Origin of the sequence: Pseudomonas agronomica, from assembly GCF_025917275.1 — a bacterium.
Classification (GTDB): domain Bacteria; phylum Pseudomonadota; class Gammaproteobacteria; order Pseudomonadales; family Pseudomonadaceae; genus Aquipseudomonas; species Aquipseudomonas agronomica.
In genome coordinates, this window is the sequence record NZ_JAOSHO010000437.1 from 1 (window position 1) to 4,199 (window position 4,199).

The window sequence follows — 4,199 nt, forward strand, 5'->3', positions numbered from 1 at the left end:
CGCGAGCAAGCTCGCTTCCCACAGTGGGTCATGCCAAATCGGGGCGGGCGTTAGACCCGGAAGTGGCTCACCATCTGCTGCAACTGACCACCCAACCGCGCCAGTTCAACGCTGGACGCAGCGGTTTCATCGCTGGCGGCGGCGGTCTGTTCGGACACGTCGCGCACGTTGATGATGCTGCGGCTGATCTCTTCGGCCACGGCGCTTTGTTGTTCGGCGGCGGCAGCGATCTGCTGGTTCATCGACTGGATGTTCGACACCGTGCGGGTGATGTTTTCCAGCGACACACCGGCCTTGCGGGTCAGGGCCACGCTGCTGTCGGTGAGGTTGCGGCTGTTGTTCATCACGGCGGCCACTTGCTGGGTGCCGTTCTGCAGGCCGGCCACCAGGCCTTCGATTTCCTCGGTGGATTTCTGCGTACGTTGGGCCAGGCCGCGGACTTCGTCGGCGACGACCGCGAAGCCACGTCCGGCTTCACCGGCGCGGGCGGCTTCGATGGCGGCGTTGAGGGCCAGCAGGTTGGTCTGTTCGGCCACGGCCTTGATCACGTCCATCACCGCGCCAATCTTGTCGCTCTCCTGTTGCAGCACGCTCATGGCGTCAGTGGAACGCACCACTTCGCTGGCCAGGCGTTCGATCTGGGCGATGGCTTCGTTGACCACTTGATCACCGGCCCGAGCTTCGCCGTCGGCGGCGGCTGCTGCCTGGGAGGCTTCTTCGGCATTGCGGGCGACTTCCTGGACCGTGGCGGTCATCTCATGCATCGCGGTTGCGACCTGGTCGGTCTCGACTTTCTGGCTGTTGACCCCGGCACTGGTCTGCTCGGTGACCGCCGACAATTCTTCGGCGGCGCTGGCGATCTGGGTCACGCCGTCGCGGATGCCGCTGATCAGGTCGCGCAGGGTCACGCCCATGCGGGCAATGCCCTGTTGCAGCACGCCGAGTTCATCGCGACGGGTGACGATGACGTTCTGCGAAAGATCGCCACCGGCGATGCGTTCGACCACGGCGAGGGTTTCACGCAGCGGGCGAGTGATCTGGCGGGTGATGACCACGGCGGCAATGATGCCCACCAACAAAGCCAACAACGTGCTGACCAATTGCAGCGTGCGGGCCTGGGCGCTTTCGGCGTCGCGACGGTCGAGCTGGATCTGGTACAGCTGCTCGCTCAGGGAAACGATGGTCGCGCCCTGGTCGGTCATTTCCTTGCGCGCCTGCACCACATCGGCCATGGCCATCTTGAAGGCCTGCACGGCGCTGCGGTATTGGGTCAGGGTCGTTTCCAACTGACGCAGTTCATCCTGCCGAGCGTTGGCAAAATGTTCGTTGAGCGGCTTGAGCGAAGCGATGGCAGCGTCCAGTTGGACGAAGGCCTTGCGTTCGGTATCGGCATTGCTGTTGGCGGTGTAGCCGCGTACTTCATAGCGGGCCAGCATGAACGCCTGCTTGGCCTGGGTGATGGCCTGGAACTGCGCAAAGCGCTCATCGCTGAGAGCCATCTGCTTTACGTCGGAATCGATGCTTTCGATCAGCTTGTAGGCCGTCTCGGCGTTCGCGCCCATGACATCCCGGGCATTGTTGCCGGTGCGGTAGGCACTGCGCATCTTGTTCAGCGATGTCTGGTAGGCGCTGATGGTCGCGCTCTGCTCCTTGAGCAGCTTGACGTTCTCGGGACTCTTGAAGCTGCTGAGCAACGCGTTTTGTTGCGCGACGAAACCATCGAGGGTGGTCTGCACATTCTGTGCGGCGGTCTCGTCGCCGTTGGTCAGCATGTATTGCAGGCGAGTGACCCGCAGTTTGGTCAGGCCGGCGTTGAGCTGGGTGATGTCGCTCATCCAATTGCTGCGGTCGATCAGGCCACCCAGGCTGGTCCAACTGGTCAGGGCCAAGAGGCAAGTCAGTACCAGCACCAGGCCAAAGCCCAGGCCTAATTTCATGTTGACGCTAATGTTGCCAAACCAGCTATTCATCAAATTCCTCCAGGAACGTTGCGCTGCTTGATCATCGGTTGGCTGGAAGATTGTTGTTGTTAAGAGCCAGCAAAAACGTTTAACAGGGCTGTATCGGCGGCCGTCCATGAATCTGAAAACTTTTTTATCGGCAATCCTGGTTGACGCCGCGCGCGCCAAGCTTTTTTTCACATTGGTTTCACTGCCTGCCTACGTCTATGTCTTTACCGTCTCGCCATCGAAATGACTGGTTGGGTGCCGTCGGGGCGGCTTGATGTGGAACTGAGACTGAGCCTTTTTGGCGTGACGCGCTCGATTGATACGAGCCGGCTTGTCCGCTATCGAAACGCTGCGGTGATCCTGGCTTCGGCAATGCTGGTGATTGCGCTGACCCTCTGGCTGCTGGGGCCGGCAGCGGTGCCGGATCTGGCCCATGGCAATATCGCGGGTGCCCGGGCGCTGGCCAATGGCTGGGCCAAGGGGGAGATGATAGTGTTGGTGCGCCACGTCGAGCGGTGTGATCACTCCAAGGCGGCTTGCCTGGGCGATCCGTCGGGAATCACCGACCGTGCCCGCGCTGTGGCAGTGGGCCTCGGTGCGCGGTTCGAACAGTTGGGCCTGGATAACGCTGATATCTATAACAGCCCTCTGGTTCGCGCTGCCCAGACAGCGGGATATATGTTCAGCAAGGTCGGGTCTGGCGATGACTGGCTGAGCGACTGCCGACATGATCTGCTGAGCAACGCCTTGGCTCACAAAGTACCGGGACGCAATTTGATTCTGGTCACCCACAGCGAATGCATGGTGGCGCTGGAAACCGCGTTGCATCGTCCCACTTCGGCGTTCGGCTATGGGGCTTCGTTATTCATTTCCGCCGCCCAGCCACAAGCGCCACGGTTGCTCGGCCTGATCGAAGCGTCCGACTGGCGCTCGGTGACATTCCAGTAACTTTTCCCACGATTAGGACCGCTCATGCTGACGTCTGCTCGCGCTCGTTTTTACGGGCTCAACCTTGGAATACCCCTGGTCTGTGCTGCGGTGGTGTTCCTGCTGTTCGACATGACCCGCATCGACATCGCTTTCAGCGATCTTTTCTACGACCCGCTGCACCAGGTCTTTCCGTTGGAACACGTGCGGCTGTTCGAAAAGATCACCCATAAGTGGGCCAGGGTCATTCCGAACTGGACCGGCGAGGCGGCCATCATCGGGGCGCTGTTGTCGTTCGTCTGGCCGCTGTTCCGGCCGGAAAAGCGTCCAGGGCTGCTTCGTGTACTGGATAAAATCCGGCTGACCAAACCGCTGCGGTTTGCCCACAGGCACCGTCGCGATTTTCTCTATGTGGTCTTCGCCTTTTCCCTCAGTACAGGTGTCATCCATTACCTCAAGGGCCATACCAGCGTGTACTGCCCGGTGGAAACCACCCAGTACGCAGGGAAGATCGAGCACAAGGAATGGTTCCAGAATTTCGATTTACTGAAAGTCGCGGGGGACGGTCGTTGCTGGCCTGGCGGCCATGCTTCCGGTGGTTTCACGATGCTGGCGCTGTACTTCGTTGCCCGGCGCTATCGCTGGCGTCACTCCAAAGCCGTGATGTACGGCGCGCTGGCCTTGGGATTTGTCTACGGCACGACGCGAGTCCTACAGGGTTGGCACTACATGTCCCACACGTTCTGGGCGGGAATCTTCGTCTGGTTGAGCTGTTGGCTGATGGCAATGTTTTTTTACGGGCGCGCCGTCTTGGAACAACCCTTGTTGAAGACCGCGTCGCCCAAGGTCGCATCAGGGATGCCTGAGCTGGGCGAGGCGCAGCCTGCTCCATGAATCGCAGGCAAAAAAAAGCCCGCGGGAGAGCGGGCTAAAACCTTAGTTTCTTGAATGAGCGAGGGGACTGTACCGGATCGCATAAACCCATGGGGTGAAGAAAAGTTCATGCGGGCTTGGCTTGATGCGTTCCTGATAGAGCTTTGTCAACGAGGTGATTTCGGACGTGTCCTGTGAGATACGTCTCTTTTTTGAATGGAAAAATGCCCGCTCTCTGAACCGAAGGCGATACGCAAGGTCTGGTGTGCGCGAAGCAGGTCGATTTCGATTTGGCCTGCTCTGCAATCTTGTTGTCGCTTTCGTATCGAGGGATCGAACATGTCCGTGTCTGCCTTAAGGACGAGGCTCGTCGTCGCGTCGCTGTGTTTTTTTGCGATGGACCTTGCCGTGGCCGCGCCAACCCCCGGCGACACAGACCTGATCCGCGAG

The 4,199-nt window shown here is 59.9% G+C and carries 3 protein-coding genes and 1 pseudogene; 2 read left to right on the plus strand and 2 right to left on the minus strand.

From position 1 onward, the window contains the following. Positions 1-50: 50 nt before the first annotated feature. Both OC610_RS29780 and OC610_RS29785 read right to left on the minus strand, forming a co-directional pair. Entirely contained in the window at positions 51-914 is an 864-nt protein-coding gene (locus OC610_RS29780) for a methyl-accepting chemotaxis protein (protein WP_375154603.1), read from the minus strand. Then, positions 909-2,078, minus strand: a pseudogene (locus tag OC610_RS29785) (methyl-accepting chemotaxis protein); the annotation flags it as partial. The pseudogene OC610_RS29785 and the gene OC610_RS29780, both read right to left, overlap by 6 nt. A 147-nt stretch (positions 2,079-2,225) precedes the next feature. On the opposite strand from OC610_RS29785, the gene pmrG reads away from it, so the two are divergent. Next, positions 2,226-2,897, plus strand: coding sequence for a lipopolysaccharide core heptose(II)-phosphate phosphatase PmrG (gene pmrG / locus OC610_RS22215; RefSeq protein WP_264430792.1), 672 nt, complete (start codon positions 2,226-2,228; stop codon positions 2,895-2,897). A 24-nt stretch (positions 2,898-2,921) separates the two neighbouring features. Then, on the plus strand, positions 2,922-3,770 hold the full coding sequence (locus tag OC610_RS22220) for a phosphatase PAP2 family protein (RefSeq protein ID WP_264430793.1): 849 nt from the start codon (positions 2,922-2,924) through the stop codon (positions 3,768-3,770). Positions 3,771-4,199 lie beyond the last annotated feature (429 nt).